Origin of the sequence: Actinomadura sp. B10D3, assembly GCF_039871695.1 — a bacterium.
Classification (GTDB): Bacteria; Actinomycetota; Actinomycetes; order Streptosporangiales; family Streptosporangiaceae; genus Spirillospora; species Spirillospora madurae.
In genome coordinates this window covers 179,436-197,808 of record NZ_JBDPLY010000005.1, presented here as the reverse complement: position 1 = coordinate 197,808, position 18,373 = coordinate 179,436, and the positions used below count along the sequence as shown (strand labels likewise).

The following is an 18,373-nucleotide window of genomic DNA, read 5'->3' as shown; positions in this document are numbered from 1 at the left end:
GAGTATCCAGTCCCCATCGTCGGCTGTCCAGAAAGCCCGAAGGCCCTGGGGGACGGGCGATCGCCCTCACCCGCCCCCCACCTGTTCGATGCGCGGGACCGCCCGGAAGTTCGGCGCCGTGGCCGATGCGGCGGGAGCGTCAGCGGGAGAGGAGGTCGCGGGCGATGTGGGTCACCTGGATCTCGTCGGTGCCGGCGTAGATCTGGAACGACTTGGCGTCGCGGGCGAGCTGCTCCACCCGGTACTCGCTCATGTAGCCGTTGCCGCCGAACAGCTGCACGGCCTCCTGCGCGACCTCGCTGGCGGCCTGCGCGGCGTACAGCTTCATCGCCGACGCCTCGGCGAGGGTCGGGGCGCGGCCCGCGCGCTGCATCTCGATGTGCCGGAACACCAGGTTCTGGACGTTCAGCCGCGCGACCTCCATCTTGGCCAGCTTCAGCTGGATGAGCTGGAAGTCGCCGATGCGCCGCCCCCACAGCTCGCGCGTCTTGGCGTACTCGACCGACAGCCGCAGGCACTCCTCGATGACGCCGAGCGCCATGGCGGCGACACCCGCGCGCTCGGTGACGAAGTTCTGCCTGGCGGACTCCTTACCGCCCTGCGCGCCGGAGCTGAGGAGCCGGTCGGCGCCCGCGCGGACGTCGTTCAGGAACAGCTCGCCGGTGGGGGAGGAGTGCAGCCCCATCTTGCGCAGCGGCCTGCTCTGCTCAAGGCCCTCCATGCCGCGGTCGAGGACGAAGGTGAGGATCTCGCGGTCGCGCGGGTCCCGCCCGTCGTCGAGCTTGCAGTAGAAGACGATGGTGTCGGCGTAGGGGCCGTTGGTGATGAAGGTCTTGGCGCCGTTGATGACGTACTCGTCGCCGACCTTCCTGGCGGTGGCCTGCATGCCGCCGAACGCGTCCGACCCGGAGTTCGGCTCGGTGATCGCCCAGGCGCCGACCTTCTCCATGGTGAGCAGGGGCAGGGCCCAGCGCTCCTTCTGCTCGGGCGTGCCCCGCTTCATGATGGTCCCGGCGGCGAGGCCGAGGCCGACGCCCATCGCCGAGACCAGGCCGGGGGCCACCTTGCACAGCTCGATGATCGGCAGCATGGTCATCGCCGCGCCGCCGCCCTGCCCGCCCTCCTCGCCGCCGGCGGCGCCGCCTTCGCGCTCCTTGGCGATCCTGGCGCGGAAGGACGAGCGGGCCATCTCGTCCATCCCGAACGTCTTGTAGAGGCCGCGGAGCAGGTCGTAGGGCGGGAGCTCGCCCGACTCCAGCGCGTCCAGGTTGGGCCGGACCTCGGCGTCGATCCAGCCGCGCACCGCGTCCCGGATCATCAGGTCTTCCTCGGACCACTCGATCATGCTCTGCCTGCCCCTCCGAACTCCTGCGGTTGCAGGGCCCATCCAAGCAGACGATGCAAGCGAGCGCTTATTCGGGTTCGGTCCCCGGCCACGGCCGGCCGAGGGAGACGACGTCCGCGAGCACGCCGCCGTCCGGGGTGAGGCGCTCGGGGGACGGGCTGTCGTAGACGACGAGCATGCGGGTGCCCGGCTCGTCCAGCACGGCGATGCCCTCGGCGTGGTCGTCGCCGTAGCCGTGGGGGAGGTCGCCGAGCACCTCCAGTTCGGCGGAGGTGACGATCTCGCCGGCGTCGGCCTTGGCCGCGCCCCGCCACCGCACGAGCCGCACCGGGCCGTCCAGGTCCATGCTCGGGCCGGTGAGGACCAGCAGGTCGTCGCCGTGCGGGCACAGGTCGCGGATGCCGAGGCCGCCGAGGTCCAGGAAGTGCGTCCGGTAGCGGTCCCCGCCGTCCCCGAAGGGCAGCGCCACCAGCCGCCGCGGGTCGTCGGGGTGGGTGCCCGGCCGGATCTCCACCAGCACCGCCCAGCCGCGCAGCACCGGCCCGCGCAGGCCGATGTAGAGCCGGTCGCCGTGCGCGGCGAGGCCCTCGATGTCGATGCCGTTGTCCTTGCTCGGGATGGGCAGGAACGGAGCGAGGTGCGGGTCGTCCTGGAGCAGGTCGGTGAGGGAGTCGCCGTCGAGGCCGAGGACGGCCGCGGTGCGGTCCCCGTCCCGGCGGACGACGCCGGGCAGCCCGTCCTCGCCGGTGACCAGCGGGAGCCGGGCGAGGATGAAGCGGTTGTCCTCGCGGACGACGGTGGCGAGCCGCCGGCGCGCCTTCGCGTCGCTGTGCCCCGGCTTGATCTTCTTGCGCTTGAGGCTGTGCGAGCCGATCGCCCACAGCCAGCCGTCGGCGCGGGCGAGCCCCTCGATGTCGGCCTCCTCGTCCGGGCCGGCGGGCAGCGGGACGAGGTCGGCGAGCGCGATCGTGGTCTGGCCGCCGTACCCGGTGACGCGGCCGCCGTCGACGGTGGCCGTCAGCCGCTCGATGGTCGCGGTCTCGTCGCCCGCGACCCACAGGCAGCGTCCGTCCTGGCGGACGGCGGACAGGTTGGTGTGCGTCTCGGCCTCACGGCTCTCCACCCCGAAGCGCAGCTCGACCCGGCGTTCCACGATCATTGGGAGATGGTCCCATAACGGCGCGGCCGGAGGGGACGCCGGGGACGGTCCTCGACCGGCCCCGTCAGGCGTCCCACAGGACGTCCAGCCGGGGCGGCTTCCGGAACACCAGGCCGCGGGGCCGCGCGGGGCGGGACGGGTCGGGCCGCAGCCCGGGAAGCCGGTCCAGGAGCGCGGCCAGCGCGGTGCGTGCCTCCAGCCGGGCCAGCGGGGCGCCGAAGCAGAAGTGCGGGCCGTGCGCGAAGGCCAGGTGCTCGCCGGTGTTGTGCCGCCGCACGTCGAACCGGTCGGGGTCGGCGAACACGGCGGGGTCGCGGTTGGCGCCCGCGATCGACACGCGGACGAGGTCGCCCGCGCGGATCATGGCCTCACCGAGGCCGGTGTCGCGGGTGGCGTACCGGTCGACGACCGAGGCCGACGGCTCCAGCCGCAGCGACTCCTCGATCGCGGCGGGGAGCAGGTCGCGGTCGTCCAGGACGAGCCGCAGCTGGCCGGGGTGCTGCAGCAGGTGCATGGCGGCGTTGGCGATCATCCCCTCGGTGGTGTCGATGCCGCCGAACATCAGGATCGCCGCGTTCGCGACGACCTCGGCGGTGGTGAGGTCGCCGCGGGCGGCCTCGGCGAGCAGCGACCCGGGGCGGGACGCGGCGATCGCCTCCTCGACCGCGGCGCGCAGCAGCCCGTACGCCTCGCCGGCGCGGCCGGGGGCGGTGCCGCCCGCGGTGATGGCGGACACGGCCTCGACGAAGGCGCCGTACCAGGAGCGGACGGTCGCCGCGTCCACCCCGTACAGCCCGAGGGCCTCGGTGACGACGCTGACGGCGAGCGGCCCGGCGAGGTCGCCGCGCAGCTCCGCCGCGCCCGCCGGCGCGATCCCGCCGACGAGCCGGCCGACCTCGGCCTCGACGAACGCGGTGAACCGCTCGCGGGTCCGCGCGGGGCGGAACGGGCGGGAGAACGCGTCGCGGTGCCGGGCGTGGACGGGGCCGTCCAGCGACAGCATGCTCGGCCCGACGACCTGCGCGGTGGAGAAGCGCGGGTCGTCGACCGTGAACGCGGCCGAGTCGCGCATGACCGCCAGCGCGAGGTCGCGGGACGTCACGAGCCAGCCGCCGAGGGCGGGGACGAACGCGACGGGCTCCTTGTCCCGCAGGCGGGCCAGATGGGGGTGCGGATCGTCCTCCAGCTGGGCGATCGTCAGGGAGCTCACCGGTCCGACCCTACGCGCCACATTCCGGATCTACAATGTAAAGGCGCCGGGCCGGCCGGCCCGCTCAGGCGACGCCGGAACGTTCCCGCCACCACCGCCGCCCCTCGGTCGGGAGCGTGTAGATCGGGTCGTGGTACTCGTACTGCCTGGTCAGCGCGTCGGGGTCGGACTGCTCCAGGCCGGTGCGGTAGTTCTTCGTCCAGTAGGAGATGCCGCGCTCGCGGTCGTAGGCGGCGAGCTGGTGAACCCACCGCTTGCCGACGTAGGGGACGTCGCAGACGATCCGCGGGGTGGCGAAGCCGGGCAGGTAGCCCATGATGGCGTGCTGGAGCTCCTGCGCCTCCCAGACGGCGAGCCGCCAGTGCTCGCTGTTGGGGATCATGTCGCACATGTAGAGGTAGTAGGGCATGATCCCGGCCTCGTCGAGCAGCGCGAACGACAGGTCGAGCAGCGCGGCGGGGGAGTCGTTCACGCCGCGCAGCAGCACGCCCTGGTTGCGGACGTCGCGGATGCCGGTGTCCAGCATCGCGCGGGCGGCCTTCGCGACGAGCGGCGTCACCGACTGGGCGGCGTTGACGTGGGTGTGGATCGCGATATGCACGCCGCGGCCGTGAGCCTTGGCGGCCAGGCGCTCCATCCCGGCGCGGACGTCGTCCTGCAGCCAGTGCTGGGGCAGGCCCATGAGCGCCTTGCTGGCCAGCCGGATGTCGCGGATGTTGTCGATGTCGAGCAGCGCGTCGACGAACGACTCCAGCCGCGCCCACGGCATGTTGGCGACGTCGCCGCCGGAGACGACCACGTCCCGGACGCCGGGGGAGCGGCGCAGGTAGTCGAGCATGGCGCCGAGCCGGTCCGGGGGCTTGATCGTGAACTTGTGCTTGTCGACGGCCGGCGTGGAGTTGCCGACGAGGTCCATACGGGTGCAGTGCCCGCAGTACTGGGGGCAGGTCGGCAGGATCTCGGCCAGCACCTTGGTGGGGTAGCGGTGGGTGAGGCCCTCGACCGCCCACATCTCCGCCTCGTGCAGCGAGTCGCGGGAGGCGTGCGGGTGGGACGGCCAGTCGGTGCGCCGGTCGCTGAGGACGGGGAGCATGTAGCGGCGGACGGGGTCGGCGTAGAAGGCCTCGGTCGAGGAGGAGTCCATCGTGTTGAGCATCTGCGGGGGCAGCAGCATCGACATCGTGGCGCGCTCGGCCTGGTCGCGCTCCAGGTCGGCGTAGAACGACTCGTCCAGCAGGTCGCCCATGACCTGGCGGAGCTGCCGCAGGTTCTTCACGCAGTGGGCGCGCTGCCACTGCGCCGACTCCCATTCGGCCTCCGTCACGTCCCGCCACCCGGGCAGGCGCCGCCAGTCGGGCTCCTCCAGAGGCCGCCGCCGGTAGACGTACGGCTGGCGTGCGGTCTCTTCGGACAGGACGGCGTCCGGGTGCAGGGCAGTGGTCATCGTCGACCGCCTCCTCGCCTCACATTGATCGCGCAAAAGTCTTGTGTACTGCCGACGTTACGGGAAGACTTTCGATGAAACCAGTGGTGCCCTGTATATCTTGCGCGACCTCGGCGCGCTTCACGGGAGAGGCGGGACGGCGATGACCGACGGCGGGACGGCCACGGCGGTGGGGCTGCACCGGGTCCTGGACCCGCCCGGCGTCCTGCCGCAGGCCGCGCGGAGGCTGGACACCGACCCGCGGATCCGGCCCGACGAGGTCCGCATCGGCGTCGAGCGCCTCAACCTGGACGCGGCGTCCTACCGCCAGCTGCACACCGCGCACGCCGGCGACCCGGACGCGATCCGGGCCGAGGTGCTGCGGATCATCGGGGAGCGCGGCAAGATGCACAACCCGGTGACCGGGTCGGGCGGCATGCTCGTCGGCGTGGTCGAGGAGGCCGGGCCGCAGTCGCCGCTCGGGCTGAGGCCCGGCGACCGCGTCGCCACGCTGGTGTCCCTCACCCTCACACCGCTCACCGTCACCGACGGCCTGGCCCGCTGGGACGGGCTGTCGGAGCAGGTCCCCGCGCGCGGGCACGCGATCCTGTTCGCCCGGTCCATCGCCGCGGTCCTCCCGGACGACCTGCCGGTGCCGCTGGCCCTCGCCGTCATGGACGTGTGCGGCGCGCCCGCCCTCACCCACCGCGTCGTGTCCGCCCAGAAGGGCGCGCCCTCGGTGGCGGTGCTCGGCGCCGCGGGCAAGAGCGGGTGCCTGTCGCTGGCGGCCGCGCGCCGCGCCGGCGCGTCCCGCGTGATCGGACTCGTGCCGACGGCCGGGGAGGAGCAGCGGCTGGCCGCCGCGGGCCTCGCCGACGCCGTCGTCCGCGCCGACGCGCGCGACCCGGTCGCCGTCGCCGAGGCCATCGGGGAGCCGGTCGACGTCACCGTGGTCTGCGTGGACGTCCCCGGCTGCGAGCACGGCGCGATCCTCGCCACCGCCCCCGGCGGCACCGTCGTGTTCTTCTCGATGGCGACCTCGTTCCCCGCCGCCGCGCTCGGCGCCGAGGGGCTGGCCGCCGACGTCACCATGCTCATCGGCAACGGCTACGTCCCCGGGCACGCCCGGACCGCCCTGGAACTGGTGCGGTCCGACCCCGCCGTGCGCGCGCTGTTCACCTCCCGGACGGGTGCGGATTCGGCAGAATGACCGGGAACGCCCCACAGCGGCGGGGCCACCCGATCATCGAGGGAGAGAGCATGGCGAGCATCACCGAGGACCTGCGCGGACGGGACCCGAAGGAGCGCCGGGCGCAGATCGTCGACGTCCTGGTCGACGCGTTCTCGGACCTGATGGAGCGCAGTCCCGCCGAGTTCCGCCGCCGCTTCCGCAAGATGGCCTCGGATCCGTTCGCGTTCTACCGGGGCAGCGCCTGCCTGTTCTACGCCGACATCGTCCACGACGACGACCCGTGGGCCGACGAGCGCACCTCCCGCGTGTGGATCCAGGGCGACCTGCACGCGCAGAACTTCGGCACCTACATGAACGACGACGGCGTGTTCGTCTTCGACGTCAACGACTACGACGAGGCCTACGTCGGCCACTTCACCTGGGACGTCAAGCGGCTGGTGGCGAGCCTGGCGCTGCTGGCCTGGCAGAAGGCGATCTCCGACGCCGACATCCGCCGGCTGATCGAGGCCTACGTGCGCGCCTACGTCGACCAGGTCCGCAGGTTCGCCGCGCACGAGGGCGACGAGAAGTTCGCGCTGACGCTCGACACCACCGACGGCTACGTGCGGGACGTGCTGGTCGCGGCGATGGGCGGCACGCGCATCGGGCTGCTGTCGGGCATGACGGTCGTGGAGGGGCCCGACCGCCGGTTCCGCGACCGCCCCGGCGTGCGGCGCCTGGACGCAGCCGAGCGCGCCGAGGTCGAGACCGCCTACCAGGAGTACCTCACGACCATCCCGTCGGAGAAGCGGTTCGGCAGCCTCACCTACCAGGTCAAGGACATCGTCGGCGCGTCCGGGTTCGGCATCGGCTCGGCCGGGCTGTCGGCCTACAACATCCTGGTGGAGGGCAGCACCCAGGCCCTGGAGAACGACGTCATCCTGTCGATGAAGCAGGGCAACGTCGCCGCGCCGAGCCGCGTCGTCGACGACCCCCGCATCCGCGACTACTTCCAGCACCACGGGCACCGCACGGCGGTGTCCCGGCGCGCGCTGCAGGCCAACAGCGACCCGTGGCTCGGCCACACCCAGATCGACGGAATCGGGTACGTCGTGCAGGAGCTGTCGCCCTACGAGGAGGACCTGGACTGGGGCGGCCTCACCGAGCCGGAGGACATGCTGTCGGTGCTGGACGACCTCGGCCGCGCCACCGCCAAGGTGCACTGCGTGTCCGACACCGACTCCGACCACACCCTGGTCGGGTTCCAGGTGGAGGACGCGATCAACGAGGCGATCGGCCCGGACGAGTCCGCGTTCGTCGAGGCGATGGTCGAGTTCGGCACCCGCTACGCCGAGATCGTCCGCGACGACCACACGCTGTTCGTGGACGCCTTCCGCAACCACGAGATCCCCGGCCTGTAGCGGCGGGCCCGGCCGGGCGGCCGGGTCAGGGGGCCGCCGCGTGGTCGGACGCGGCGCGGATCAGCAGAAGCGCGATGTCGTCGTGGCCCTGCTGGTCCGCCAGCAGGGCCAGCACGCCGTCGGCGGTCTCCTCCAGGGTGCCGTTCTGCGAGGCGACCAGTGCGGACGCGAGGCGGGCGATGCCCTCGTCGACGTTGCGCATCCGGCTCTCCACGAGTCCGTCGGTGTACAGGGCGAGGGTGGCGCCCGGCGGGAGCACCGCGGGGACCTGCTCGTACGCCGGCGGGTGCTCGGGGTCCGACACCCCGAGCGGCAGCCCGTTCGGGACGGCGAAGTGCCGCGCGGACCCGTCCGGCAGGGCCAGCAGCGGCGGCGGGTGCCCGGCGCGCGCCACCTCGCAGCGCAGCGTCACCGGGTCGCACACCAGGCACAGGCAGGTGGCGAACTGGGCGGCGTCGAGGCCCTGGGCGATGGCGTCGAGCCGCTCCAGGACCTCGCCGGGCGGGAACTCGCAGCTGGCGAGGGTGTGCGCCGCGACCCGCAGCTGCCCCATCGCGGCGGCGGCGGTGACGCCGTGCCCGACCGAGTCGCCGATCACCACGGCGATCCTGTCGCCGGTCAGCGGCACCACGTCGAACCAGTCGCCGCCGACGCCGCTGCGGGCCGGCAGGTAGCGGTGCGCGATCTCCAGGCCGGGCGGGGCGGTGACCCCGGACGGCAGCAGCCCGGCCTTCAGCGCCGTCGCGGTGCGGTGCTCGCGCCGGTACAGGCAGGCGTTGTCGACGCAGGTCGCGGCGCGGGTGGCGAGCTCGGCGGCCAGCGCGGCGTCGGCGGCGGAGAACGGCGGCCGGCCGCGCTTGCGGCTGAACACCGCGAAGCCGAGCGACCGGCCCCGCGCGAGCAGCGGCACCGCCAGCAGGGAGACGTGGTCGAGGAGCCCGTCGATGATGCGGCCGGTGCGGTGGGCGAGGGTGTCCTGGACGGCGTCCCCGCCGAACTCGACCATGGCGCCGGCGGCCAGGCAGCGGGCGTAGGGCGTGGTCGGCGGGTAGACGATGACCTCGTTGACCGGGAACTCGCGGGCCCAGCCGCGCGGGTCGTCCTCGGCGAACGCGATGGCCAGCCGCCGCACGACCGCCGAGCCGTCGGCCTCGGTGGCGGGCTGGTCGTCGTCGGCGAGGAGCCGTTCGAGCACGTAGATGGCGCCGGCGTCGGCGAACCGGGGGACGGTGACGGCGACGATCTCGCGCGCGGTCAGGTGCAGGTCGAGGGTGGAGCCGATGCGGCGGCCCGCCTCGTTGAGCAGGTCCAGGCCGCCCGTCCACGGCGGGGCGACCGTCAGCAGCACCTGGACGCGGCCGTCGCCGCCGGTCATCGGCTCCAGCGCGGCCGGCAGGCCCTCGGCGGTGAGCGGCAGCGTCCCGGACCAGGGGCGGCCGGATCCGGCCGTCTTCAGCGCGACCAGCAGCGGCTCGGCGGCGTCGGGAAGGCCGAGCAGGGCGGGTAGCGGCGCCCCGGCCGCGGTGCGGGCGTCGTGGCCGAACAGGCGCTCGGCCCCCTCGCTCCACCCGGTGACCGTGCCCTCGGGGGTGAGCAGGACGGTCGCGGTGCCGTGCGGTCCGGGTCTGTCGGGCATCGGTCCTCACTGTCCCGTAAGCGGGGGGCCGCCGGGGCGTCTCGCGTTACGCTGAGGTCCCCGCGGACGGCACCCCCTCGGCCGAAGGAGACGATGAATGGACTCCGAGTGGATTCCACCCGAGGTCGACAGTCAGAGACCAAGCGTCGCACGGGTGTACGACTTTCTGCTCGGCGGAGACCACAATTTCGCATCGGATCGTGACCTCGCGACGGGCCTGCTGCGGGTCGAGCCGCAGGCGCGGGAGCTGGCGCACGCCAACCGGGCCTTCCTGCGCCGCGCCGTCCGCACGCTGGCCGGCGCCGGGGTCTCCCAGTTCATCGACATCGGGTCGGGCATCCCGACGCAGGGCAACGTGCACGAGGTCGCGCAGGACGGGAACCCGGACGCCCGCGTGGTGTACGTCGACAACGACGACGTCGCGGTGGCGCACAGCCGGTCGATCCTGGCGGGCAACGAGCGCGCGGCGGTGATCCAGGCCGACATGCGCGACCCGGGCGCGATCCTCGCCGACCCGAAGCTGAAGGGCCTGATCGACCTGTCCGAGCCGGTGGCGTTCCTGCTCGTCGCCGCGCTCCATCTGATCAAGCACGAGGAGGATCCGGCGGGAATCGTCGCGACGCTGCGCGACGCCGCGGCGCCCGGCAGCCACCTGGTGATCTCCCACCTCACCGACGAGGCACAGCCGGGGAAGACCGCGGCGATCGGCAAGCTCTACAACCGCGCCACGTCCCCGGCCGTGCCCCGCTCGCACGCGGAGATCCTGCGCTTCTTCGACGGCTGGGACCTGCTCGACCCCGGCCTGGTGTACGTGCCGCTGTGGCGTCCGGACGAGGGCGAGGCGGTGCGGGACCCCGAGCGGTTCCTGGTGTTCGGCGGGGTCGGCCGCCGGCCCTGACCCGCCTCAGCGGGCGAACGCGATGGCCGTTCCCGCGCTGATGACGACCGCGAGCACCACCAGGACCAGCGAGGTGCTGAGCGGGTTGCGGCGCCGCGGCGCCTCCTTCTGCGCGCGCGGTGCCGTGTACGCCGGTTCCTGGGACGTCTGCGCGGGCGGCGCCGGTTCGGGGGGCGCCGGTTCGGGCGCCGGGGGCTCGGGCCGCGTCCGGGGCGGCGGCGCGGGAGCGGCGGGTGCCGCGGTGCGCGGGCGGGGCGGCGGTGCCGGCGGGCCGGCGGTCTCGGGCGGCGGCTCCTCTTCGGGTTCCTCCGGTTCGTCGGGTTCTTCGGGTTCGTCGGGGATCTGCGGCGGCTCGGGCGGGGGGACCTCCTCGGGCGGCGGCGCGGGCGGGCCGGGCGGGGGCGGGGCCGGCGCGCAGCCGGACGCGCCGTGCGAGCCGAGCTCGACGTCGATGCACACGCTGATCGAGGGCGGCGGCGGTTCCGGCTCGGCCAGCGCGCCGGACGGGAGGGCCAGCGCGCCGGCCACCGCGGCGGGCAGGACCGCCGGCAGCGTGCGGGTCGGGGCGGAGGGCAGGCGCACGGTCAGCGACCCCCCGCGATGCGCTGCAGGTCCGCCTGCAGGCTGGTGAAGGCCTCCGGCCCGACGGCGAGCGCCCCGTCGAACACGTGCGCGATGTCGAACGTCAGGTACGTGCCCGCCGCGAGCAGCCCCGCCATGAGCGCCAGCGGTACCAGCGTCATGCCGCGCGGCCGGGCGCCCGCCAGGAACGGCAGGAGCATGACCACGATCCCGGTGAGCACGGTGACGGCGGTGAGCGCGGCGGGCGGCGTCGCGCGGGCGTCGGCGGCGCGCTGCCGCCGGGCCGCGGAGATCTCGCCGAGGTGCTCCAGCACGCCGTTGCGGGCGTCCTTCAGCTCGTCGTCGTCGGCCTTGACCGCGATCACGTCGCGGCGCAGCCGGTCCAGCTCCGCCCAGCCGCGGGAGCTGAGCCGCCCCTGCGCCATGAGCCGCCACTCGGGGCCGCGGACGATCGCGACGTACTGGCTCAGCCCCTCCTGGACGCGCCGGGCCTCGGGCGCGGGCAGCCGGGACGCGGCCCAGTACGTCTCGGCGATGGCCTGGCTCTCGGCGTAGGTGTTGGCGCGGGCGGCGTCCGCCGACGTCCAGGGCACCACGACGGCGATGGCGAAGGCCAGCAGGAACAGCGCCGACAGCATCGCGCCGGTGTGCGCGGAGGTGGGGCCGTCGGGGTCGGGGTCGTCCACGCCCGCCCGCGCGCGCCGCACCAGCCGGCTCGCGACGATGACCACGCCGGCCGCGCACGCGGCGGCCGCAAGATAAACCAACATGCCCCTCCTGGAAGCGGGACTCGTCATTACCTGGGGTGAGCGTAGCTTTACCCAGCGTGCCTACCGGTGAGTTCGCCGATTGCCGTCACCGAAGGGTGAGGCGGCCGCCCCGCCAGGGAAGATGGGACTGGTCGCCGGTGGTGGAGGAGCCGAGGAAGATGTGCTGCCAGTTCTTGTGAAATACGGTGTTCATACCGGAAGATCTCTCGTAGAGAACTCGGTATGAAGGACGATTGTTCGGGCCCGGCCTGAGAGGGGCGGCTGCGTGAGGGGAGACGGCAATGGCGCCGCAGGGAAAGCTGGACCTCGACCCGGAGGTGGTGCGCACCGCCCGGCGGCTCGCCGCCCGCGCCGCGGAGCCCATCATCCGGATGGCCCGCTCCCACACCACCGTCTCCGTCGAGCGCGCCCTGCTGCGCCTGGCGGGCCTCACCGGGGCCGACGATGAGGGGCGCCCCTGGGTCAACCACCTCGCCGACGCCGTCCGCGACCAGGTCGGCCTGGAGCACGGGGTGGCCCTGCCCGTCTGGGACGCCCTGCTGACCGGCCCGCACACCGGCCTCGGCGACCTCGCCCGTGCCGCCGCCCGCGGGAAGGCGTCGTTCCGGCTGCCCTCCGGCACCGACGCCGCGCACGCCCGCGAGGCCGCCACCGCCGCCGCCCGCGCCGGCATCGCGCGCATCGACCGGCGCCGCGCCGAACGCGACCGGCTGCTGGCCGAGCTGCCCGCCCCCGACATGGCGCCGACGCCGCGGCCGCTGGTGTACCTCATCGTCGCGACCGGCGACATCTACGAAGACATCCCGCAGGCGCAGGCCGCCGCCCGGGAGGGCGCCGACGTCGTCGCGGTGATCCGCTCCACCGGCCAGTCGCTGCTGGACTTCGTCCCCGAGGGCGCCACCCGCGAGGGCTACGCCGGAACCTACGCCACCCGGGAGAACTTCCGGCTCATGCGCGCCGCGCTGGACGACGTCTCCCGCGAGCTCGGCCGGTACGTGCGGCTGACGAACTACGCCTCCGGGCTGTGCATGCCGGAGATCGCGACGCTCGCCGGGCTGGAGCGCCTGGACATGATGCTCAACGACTGCATGTACGGCATCATCTTCCGCGACATCAACCCGCGCCGGACGTTCATCGACCAGCGGTTCTCCCGGCAGATCCACGCCCGCGCAGGCATCGTCATCAACACCGGCGAGGACAACTACCTCACCACCGCCGACGCGGTCGACGCCGCGCACACCGTCACCGTCAGCCAGCTGCTCAACGAGCGGTTCGGGCACGAGGCGGGGCTCTCGGACGCCCAGCTCGGCCTCGGCCACGCCTTCGAGATCAACCCGGCGATCCCCGAGTCGTTCCGGCTGGAGCTGGCGCACGCCCAGCTCGTCCGGGAGCTGTTCCCCGGCGCGCCGCTGAAGTACATGCCGCCGACCAAGCACATGACCGGCAACATCTTCGCCGGCTACCTGCTGGACGCCTTCTTCAACCTCGCCGGCGTGATGACCGGGCAGTCGATCATCCTGATCGGGATGATGACCGAGGGCATCCACACCCCCTGGCTGTCGGACCGCGACCTCGCGCTGGAGAACGTCCGCTACGTCCGCGACGCCTGCGGGAACCTCGCCGAGGACTTCGTGCCCCGCCCGGGCGGGATGGTCGTCCAGCGCGCCAAGCAGGTCCTGTCGGAGTCGGTGGAGCTGCTGGACCGCATCGCCGGCGACGGGCTGCTGAACGCCATCGCCGAGGGGACGTTCGGCGTCACCCGCCGCCCCGCCGACGGGGGCAAGGGCCTGGACGGCGTCGTCCCCCGCGCCGACGGCTACGTCAACCCCGCCATCGAGATCCTCGACACCGAGGACCCGCACGCCGCCCGTACCGCTGAGCAGGAGGTGCCCGCATGACGGTCGAGACCCCCGGAACAGGCACCGGGACCGAGGCCCCGGCCGAGCCCGCCGACACCCGCCAGGTGATCCGGCCCTACGGCGACACCACCGGCGACGGCATGGTGCAGATGTCGTTCACGCTGCCCGTCCCCGCCGGCAAGCGGGCCGACGCCGCCGCGCTGCAGCTGGCGGGGAAGATGGGCCTGGACCCCGCCAGCGTCGTCCACGCCAAGCCGATGGGCCCCGACTTCACCTTCTTCATCGTGTACGGGAAGGTGCGGCACCTCATCGACTACGCCTCCATCCCCGTCCCGGAGGAGCGCGCCTACCCGCTGCTGTCGTCCCAGGAGGTGAACCTGGCGATCCGCAGGACGCTGAACCGGCGGCTGGTCGTCGTCGGCGCCTGCATCGGCACCGACGCCCACACCGTCGGCATCGACGCGATCCTCAACGTCAAGGGCTTCGCGGGGGAGAAGGGCCTGGAGTACTACCGGGAGATCCAGGTCGTGAACATGGGCGCCCAGGTGACGGTGGAGGAGCTGGTCGAGCGCGCCAAGGCCGAGAACGCCGACGCCGTCCTGGTCTCCCAGGTCGTCACCCAGCGCAACGCCCACCTGCACAACACCAAGCAGATGGCCGCCGCGTTCCACGCCGAGTACCCCACCGCCGTCGCCGGCGGGATGGGACGGCCGCTGCTGGTCGTCGGCGGCCCCCGCTTCGACACCGTCACCGAGGCCGACCTCGGCGTCGACCGCATCTTCGGCAAGGGCACCACGCCCGCCGAGGTCGCCAGCTACCTCGTCCACGCCCTGCTGCCCGCCCGGAACGGAGAAGAGGACGACGATGAGTGACCCGCGCGAGGGGACGACCGTCACCCACCGCCGCTACATCCCCTACTCGCACGCCCACTACGCCGGCGACCTGGTCGACGGCGCCTACGTCCTCGGGCTGTTCGGGGACGCCGCGACCGAGCTGTGCATCCGCACCGACGGCGACGAGGGCCTGTTCGCCTCCTACTCCGACGTGCAGTTCCGCGCGCCCGTCCGGGCCGGGGACGTCCTGGAGACCACCGCCGTCCTCACCCGCGCCGGCACCCGCAGCCGCGTCATGGACTTCGAGGCGCGCGTGGTGTGCCGGGGACGGCCCGGCAAGGGGGAGTCGGCCGCGGAGGTGCTGCCCGAGCCGATCGTGGCCGTCACCGCGTCCGGCACTGTCGTGGTGTCCGCGCCGGGCGGCTGCCCCGCGCCCGCGCGCCGCCCGCGCGGGAAAAGACACAACCTGTGATCATGGTGCTGAGCTGGGAAAACAGGGAGTCGCCGCAGAACATGCGGCGGTTGACAAGGTGGCGGAAGCCGGTAGTTTTGCTGCAGTCCAGCACGGGACTCACCGATCGGCCGCCCGAGGCGCCGCCGGGCACCGCGCCGCGACGGGGACGGGGATCACGCGAGTGGTCGGCATCGTGCCCGCCCGAGCCAGCGCGGTGAGCCGGGGCCGTGCCCCGGCGGAGCCGTCCGATCGCGCGGGGGGTTGGACCCGGGAAGGGCCCGGACATCCAGTAGAAAACGGAGCATCGCTCTCACCGCCTGTGGGACGACTCCGGCCCGACGGATGTCGCGGGCCCTCCTCCGTGTCCGGCCCGTGTCCGTCCTGCGCCCGTCCCGCACTCCGGTCCCGTTCCGCCGAGCGTGAACCGCCCGCGCGCCCGCCGGGTTCCGCGCCGCCCGTGGTCGCCGACGGCCGCCGCGCCCGGTAGCGTTCCCGCAAGGGAACGAGCGAACGAGGTGGGACGTGGCCCAGGAGACCCTTCCGGACCGGTCGCCGGCCAAGGGCGCGGACGAGGACCCCGGCGGCGCGCCGCGGCGGGGGCCGGGCCGCCTGCGCCGCGGCCTGCGCACCGGCGGCCGGGCCGGCTGGCCCCGCACCCTGCTGGCCGTGGCCGCCGGGCTGCTCCTGTGGCTGGCGTTCCCGCCCGCCGACCTCACCCCCCTCGCGCCCGCGGGCGTCGCGCTGCTCACCCTCGCGCTGCGCGGCCTGCCCGCCCGCACCGGCGCCTGGCTCGGCTTCGTCGGCGGCGCCGCGTTCTTCATCCCCGTCCTGGAGGGCATCTCGGCGGTCGGGCCGGACGGGTGGATCATCCTCAGCCTCGTCCAGGCCGCCTACTACCTGCCGCTCGGCGCGGGCGCCGCGGCCGTCGCCCGGCTGCCCGCCTGGCCGGTGTGGACGGCCGCGCTGTGGGTCGGGGAGGAGCTGATCCGCGGCCGTGTCCCGTTCGGCGGGTTCCCCTGGGCGCGGCTGGCGTTCAGCCAGACCGCCACGCCGCTGACCCCGTACGCGTCCTACGGCGGCGCCCCCCTGGTCACGTTCCTGACCGCCCTGGTCGGCGCCCTGCTCGCCTGCGCCGCCGTGGCCGCCCACCGCGCCCTCCGGGCCCACCGCGCCCGCGCCGCCGCGGCGCAGGACGCCGATGAGGGCGCCGCGCCGCCGCCGCGGGCGGCGCGTGCGCTGGTGCCCGCCGTGGTCTGCCTGGCCGCGGTGGCCGCCGTCGTCGGCGGAGGGCTGCTGATCCCCACTCCCGCCACCGGGCGCCCGGTGACCGTCGCGGTCATCCAGGGCAACGTGCCGCGCGCCGGCCTGGACTTCCTCGGCCAGCGCAGGGCCGTCCTGAACAACCACGTCAATGTCACCCACGAGCTCGCCGCCAAGGTCAGGGCCGGGCAGGTCGCCCGGCCCGAGTTGGTGGTGTGGCCGGAGAACGCCAGCGACCTCGACCCCTACACCGAACCCGAGGCCTACAACGCCATCGACGCCGCCGTGAAGGACGTCGGCGTGCCCGTCCTCGTCGGCGCCCTCACCGACACCCCCGACGGCGAGAAGGTCGAGAACCGCGGCATCGTCTGGGACCCCGTCAGCGGCCCCGGCGACTACTACGTCAAGCGGCACCCCGTCCCGTTCGGGGAGTACCTGCCGTTCCGCGACATCCTCACCAAGCTCATCACCCGGTTCGAGCGGATCCCGCGCGACTTCGCCAAGGGCACCCGCTCCGGCGTGATGAGGCTCGGCCCGGTGCGCGTCGGCGACGTGATCTGCTTCGAGGTGGCCTACGACAAGGAGGTCCGCGACGTCGCGCGCGGCGACGTCCTCGTCGTGCAGACCAACAACGCCACCTACGGCCGCACCAGCCTTCCTCCGCAACAGATCGCCATGTCGCGGCTGCGGGCGGTCGAACATGGCCGTACGATCTTGGTTGCCGCGACGAGCGGGATCAGCGCCATCGTCGCGCCGGACGGCAGGGTGGTCGACCGGTCCCGGGAGTTCGTGCCCGACATCCAGGTCGCCACCGTCCCGGCGCGCACCTCGCGGACCCTGTCGGACCGGCTGGGCGAGAAACCCGAATGGGCGCTCGCGCTGCTCGGGCTCGGCGCCGTCGGCGCGGCGGCGTGGACGGCCCGCAGGGGGGCCCGGGGGACCGCCCCGAACACGGCATCGGAGAACGAGGGGAAATGACGCCGATGGAGATCCCAGCCGGGCTCGGCCGGGTGCTCGTGATCATCCCGACCTACAACGAGCGGGACAACATCGAGCGCATCGCCGGGCGCGTGCGCGAGGCCGTCCCCGCGGCGGACATCCTCGTCGTCGACGACGCTAGCCCCGACGGCACCGGCGAGGTCGCCGACACGATGGCGGCCGGCGACGAGCAGGTCAAGGTGCTGCACCGGGAGGGCAAGGAGGGGCTCGGCCCCGCCTACATCGCCGGGTTCCGGTGGGCCGCCGAGCACGGCTACGACGTCATGGTCGAGATGGACGCCGACGGCTCCCACCAGCCCGAGGAGCTGCCGCGGCTGCTGTCGGCGCTGGAGGACGCCGACCTGGTCATCGGCGCCCGCTGGGTCCCCGGCGGGAAGGTGCGCAACTGGCCGAAGCGGCGCGAGGCGCTGTCGCGGGGCGCCAACACCTACGCCCGCCTGATGCTCGGCATCCACCTGCACGACGCCACCGCCGGCTACCGCGCGTTCCGCGCCGCGACCCTGGACAAGATCGGCCTGGACGAGGTCGACTCGCGCGGCTACTGCTTCCAGATCGACCTGGCGCTGCGGGCGGTGCGGCAGGGCCTGCGCGTGGTGGAGGTGCCGATCACCTTCGTCGAGCGCGAACTCGGCACCAGCAAGATGAGCCGGGACGTGATGGCCGAGGCCGCGCTGCGCATCACCCAGTGGGGCGTGTCCGACCGCGTCGGCAAGAACCGCCCGCCCCGCTGATCGCACCCCGCCGGCCGCGCGGGAAACGTTCGGGGCGCCCGCGCGTTGTAAAGGGTGAGGCTTTCGACGACCCGAAGATGGAGCCATGCTGCCGCTGCTGATCGTGCTGGCGTTCCTGCTGCTGCCGGTCCTGGAGATCTTCGTGCTGATCCAGGTCGGCGGGGCGATCGGCGCGTGGCCCACGGTCGGGCTGCTGGTCGCCGAGACCGTCCTCGGCGTGTGGATCGTCCGCCGGGAGGGCCGCCGCGCGTGGCGGGCCCTGCAGGAGACCGCCACGCGGGGCGTGCTGCCCGACCGCGAACTCGCCGACGCGGCGCTGGTCATGGCGGGCGGGATGCTGCTGCTGTTCCCCGGGTTCGTCACCGACGTGCTCGGCTTCGCGTTCGTGCTGCCCTTCACCCGTCCCCTCGTCCGGCGCGCCCTGTCGGCGTTCGCGGCGCGGCGGATGCGGGCCGCCGAGAAACGCGCCGCGACGATGTTCCCGCCCGGGGTGCCGCCGGGCGGCGGAGGCTACGACGCGTTCGGCCGTCAGGGGCCCGAGCGGGTCGAGACCCCGCCGGGACCGGTGGTCCGCGGCGAGGTCATCGACGAGGACGACGACACCACCTCCCGCGCCTGACCC

The 18,373-nt window shown here is 73.8% G+C and carries 16 protein-coding genes; 9 read left to right on the top strand and 7 right to left on the bottom strand.

Annotated features, from left to right (window positions below; all coding sequences use genetic code 11):
• Positions 1-139: 139 nt before the first annotated feature.
• From ABGB11_RS11640 to ABGB11_RS11625, 4 genes are all read right to left on the bottom strand, one after another.
• Positions 140-1,345 carry an acyl-CoA dehydrogenase family protein gene (locus ABGB11_RS11640; protein ID WP_347631738.1) on the bottom strand — a complete coding sequence of 402 codons (1,206 nt, stop codon included), beginning with the start codon at positions 1,343-1,345 and terminating at the stop codon, positions 140-142.
• A gap of 67 nt (positions 1,346-1,412) precedes the next feature.
• Positions 1,413-2,504: a DUF3616 domain-containing protein gene (locus ABGB11_RS11635; RefSeq protein WP_347631736.1), complete on the bottom strand. Its 1,092-nt coding sequence runs from the start codon at positions 2,502-2,504 to the stop codon at positions 1,413-1,415.
• A gap of 64 nt (positions 2,505-2,568) precedes the next feature.
• Entirely contained in the window at positions 2,569-3,714 is a 1,146-nt protein-coding gene (locus ABGB11_RS11630) for a cytochrome P450 (RefSeq protein ID WP_347631734.1), read from the bottom strand.
• Between the two features lie 64 nt (positions 3,715-3,778).
• Positions 3,779-5,158, bottom strand: coding sequence for a lysine 2,3-aminomutase (locus ABGB11_RS11625; protein ID WP_347631732.1), 1,380 nt, complete (start codon positions 5,156-5,158; stop codon positions 3,779-3,781).
• A 142-nt stretch (positions 5,159-5,300) separates the two neighbouring features.
• On the opposite strand from ABGB11_RS11625, the gene ABGB11_RS11620 reads away from it, so the two are divergent.
• Together ABGB11_RS11620 and ABGB11_RS11615 are read left to right on the top strand one after the other, a co-directional pair.
• Entirely contained in the window at positions 5,301-6,347 is a 1,047-nt protein-coding gene (locus ABGB11_RS11620) for an L-erythro-3,5-diaminohexanoate dehydrogenase (protein ID WP_347631730.1), read from the top strand.
• 50 nt (positions 6,348-6,397) lie between these two features.
• Entirely contained in the window at positions 6,398-7,729 is a 1,332-nt protein-coding gene (locus ABGB11_RS11615) for a DUF2252 domain-containing protein (RefSeq protein ID WP_347631728.1), read from the top strand.
• A gap of 25 nt (positions 7,730-7,754) precedes the next feature.
• Here ABGB11_RS11615 and ABGB11_RS11610 read toward each other — a convergent pair whose 3' ends face one another.
• Positions 7,755-9,365 carry a PP2C family protein-serine/threonine phosphatase gene (locus ABGB11_RS11610; protein WP_347631726.1) on the bottom strand — a complete coding sequence of 537 codons (1,611 nt, stop codon included), beginning with the start codon at positions 9,363-9,365 and terminating at the stop codon, positions 7,755-7,757.
• A gap of 97 nt (positions 9,366-9,462) precedes the next feature.
• Here ABGB11_RS11610 and ABGB11_RS11605 point away from each other — a divergent pair, with 97 nt between their 5' ends.
• Positions 9,463-10,263, top strand: coding sequence for an SAM-dependent methyltransferase (locus tag ABGB11_RS11605; protein ID WP_347631724.1), 801 nt, complete (start codon positions 9,463-9,465; stop codon positions 10,261-10,263).
• 6 nt (positions 10,264-10,269) lie between these two features.
• On the opposite strand, the gene ABGB11_RS11600 is transcribed toward ABGB11_RS11605, so the two are convergent.
• Positions 10,270-10,845 (bottom strand): hypothetical protein, encoded by a 576-nt coding sequence (locus ABGB11_RS11600; RefSeq protein ID WP_347631722.1) that lies wholly within the window; start codon positions 10,843-10,845, stop codon positions 10,270-10,272.
• Between the two features lie 2 nt (positions 10,846-10,847).
• Positions 10,848-11,615 (bottom strand): hypothetical protein, encoded by a 768-nt coding sequence (locus ABGB11_RS11595; RefSeq protein ID WP_347631720.1) that lies wholly within the window; start codon positions 11,613-11,615, stop codon positions 10,848-10,850.
• Positions 11,616-11,896: 281 nt separating this feature from the next.
• Here ABGB11_RS11595 and ABGB11_RS11590 point away from each other — a divergent pair, with 281 nt between their 5' ends.
• The 6 genes from ABGB11_RS11590 (at position 11,897) to ABGB11_RS11565 (ending at position 18,370) form a co-directional block, all read left to right on the top strand.
• On the top strand, positions 11,897-13,513 hold the full coding sequence (locus tag ABGB11_RS11590; protein ID WP_347631718.1) for a lysine 5,6-aminomutase subunit alpha: 1,617 nt from the start codon (positions 11,897-11,899) through the stop codon (positions 13,511-13,513).
• On the top strand, positions 13,510-14,346 hold the full coding sequence (locus ABGB11_RS11585) for an OAM dimerization domain-containing protein (RefSeq protein ID WP_347631716.1): 837 nt from the start codon (positions 13,510-13,512) through the stop codon (positions 14,344-14,346). The genes ABGB11_RS11590 and ABGB11_RS11585 overlap by 4 nt, the downstream gene beginning before the upstream one ends.
• On the top strand, positions 14,339-14,779 hold the full coding sequence (locus ABGB11_RS11580) for a hotdog fold domain-containing protein (RefSeq protein ID WP_347631714.1): 441 nt from the start codon (positions 14,339-14,341) through the stop codon (positions 14,777-14,779). Before ABGB11_RS11585 ends, ABGB11_RS11580 begins: the two co-directional genes overlap by 8 nt.
• A 504-nt stretch (positions 14,780-15,283) precedes the next feature.
• Positions 15,284-16,999, top strand: coding sequence for an apolipoprotein N-acyltransferase (gene lnt, locus ABGB11_RS11575; RefSeq protein ID WP_347631712.1), 1,716 nt, complete (start codon positions 15,284-15,286; stop codon positions 16,997-16,999).
• A gap of 5 nt (positions 17,000-17,004) precedes the next feature.
• Positions 17,005-17,751 carry a polyprenol monophosphomannose synthase gene (locus ABGB11_RS11570; RefSeq protein ID WP_347631710.1) on the top strand — a complete coding sequence of 249 codons (747 nt, stop codon included), beginning with the start codon at positions 17,005-17,007 and terminating at the stop codon, positions 17,749-17,751.
• An 85-nt stretch (positions 17,752-17,836) separates the two neighbouring features.
• Positions 17,837-18,370 (top strand): FxsA family protein, encoded by a 534-nt coding sequence (locus ABGB11_RS11565; RefSeq protein ID WP_347631708.1) that lies wholly within the window; start codon positions 17,837-17,839, stop codon positions 18,368-18,370.
• The last annotated feature ends 3 nt before the right edge of the window (positions 18,371-18,373 follow it).

Excerpts from the sequence above, each read along its gene's own strand:
- ABGB11_RS11640 (WP_347631738.1), bottom strand. The coding sequence starts at position 1,345 with ATGATCGAGTGGTCCGAGGAAGACCTGATGATCCGGGACGCGGTGCGC.
- ABGB11_RS11635 (WP_347631736.1), bottom strand. The coding sequence starts at position 2,504 with ATGATCGTGGAACGCCGGGTCGAGCTGCGCTTCGGGGTGGAGAGCCGT.
- ABGB11_RS11625 (WP_347631732.1), bottom strand. The coding sequence starts at position 5,158 with ATGACCACTGCCCTGCACCCGGACGCCGTCCTGTCCGAAGAGACCGCA.
- ABGB11_RS11620 (WP_347631730.1), top strand. The coding sequence starts at position 5,301 with ATGACCGACGGCGGGACGGCCACGGCGGTGGGGCTGCACCGGGTCCTG.
- ABGB11_RS11615 (WP_347631728.1), top strand. The coding sequence starts at position 6,398 with ATGGCGAGCATCACCGAGGACCTGCGCGGACGGGACCCGAAGGAGCGC.
- ABGB11_RS11610 (WP_347631726.1), bottom strand. The coding sequence starts at position 9,365 with ATGCCCGACAGACCCGGACCGCACGGCACCGCGACCGTCCTGCTCACC.
- ABGB11_RS11605 (WP_347631724.1), top strand. The coding sequence starts at position 9,463 with ATGGACTCCGAGTGGATTCCACCCGAGGTCGACAGTCAGAGACCAAGC.
- ABGB11_RS11595 (WP_347631720.1), bottom strand. The coding sequence starts at position 11,615 with ATGTTGGTTTATCTTGCGGCCGCCGCGTGCGCGGCCGGCGTGGTCATC.
- ABGB11_RS11590 (WP_347631718.1), top strand. The coding sequence starts at position 11,897 with ATGGCGCCGCAGGGAAAGCTGGACCTCGACCCGGAGGTGGTGCGCACC.
- ABGB11_RS11585 (WP_347631716.1), top strand. The coding sequence starts at position 13,510 with ATGACGGTCGAGACCCCCGGAACAGGCACCGGGACCGAGGCCCCGGCC.
- ABGB11_RS11580 (WP_347631714.1), top strand. The coding sequence starts at position 14,339 with ATGAGTGACCCGCGCGAGGGGACGACCGTCACCCACCGCCGCTACATC.
- ABGB11_RS11570 (WP_347631710.1), top strand. The coding sequence starts at position 17,005 with ATGGAGATCCCAGCCGGGCTCGGCCGGGTGCTCGTGATCATCCCGACC.
- ABGB11_RS11565 (WP_347631708.1), top strand. The coding sequence starts at position 17,837 with ATGCTGCCGCTGCTGATCGTGCTGGCGTTCCTGCTGCTGCCGGTCCTG.